The organism is Streptococcus mitis, assembly GCF_001579035.1.
Taxonomy (GTDB): domain Bacteria; phylum Bacillota; class Bacilli; order Lactobacillales; family Streptococcaceae; genus Streptococcus; species Streptococcus mitis_J.
Genome location: NZ_KQ970321.1, coordinates 1 through 445, shown reverse-complemented (window position 1 = coordinate 445; position 445 = coordinate 1). Strand labels below are relative to the sequence as shown.

Here is a 445-nt window from a genome sequence, read left to right as displayed (position 1 = left end):
ATCCGTGAGGAACTAGCTACATTAAGAGACCAATTGGCTCAGACAGAAGAGATTTTCTTCATGGATATTCCCCTACTTTTTGAGCAGGACTACGTCTCTTGGTTTGATGAGACTTGGTTGGTCTATGTAGACCGAGATGTCCAAGTAGAACGTCTAATGAAAAGGGACCACTTGTCCAAAGATGAATCTGAGTCGCGTCTGGCAGCTCAGTGGCCTTTAGAGAAAAAGAAAGATTTGGCCAGCCATGTTTTAAACAACAATGGAAATCAGGACCAGCTTCTTACTCAGGTGTTCTCCCTGCTTGAGGGAGGTAAGAAAGATGACAGAGATTAACTGGAAGGATAATCTGCGCATTGCCTGGTTTGGTAATTTTCTGACTGGAGCCAGTATTTCTTTGGTTGTGCCTTTTATGCCCATCTTTGTGGAAAATCTAGGTGTAGGAAGT

The 445-nt window shown here is 43.4% G+C and carries 1 protein-coding gene and 1 pseudogene; both read left to right on the top strand.

Features of this window, described 5'->3' with window-relative positions:
• Nucleotides 1-333 (top strand): dephospho-CoA kinase (gene coaE / locus SMIDD26_RS10890; protein WP_134990316.1); only part of this gene is annotated, 333 nt, incomplete at its 5' end.
• A pseudogene (locus SMIDD26_RS12065) lies at nt 320-445 on the top strand (MFS transporter); the annotation flags it as partial. The gene coaE and the pseudogene SMIDD26_RS12065, both read left to right, overlap by 14 nt.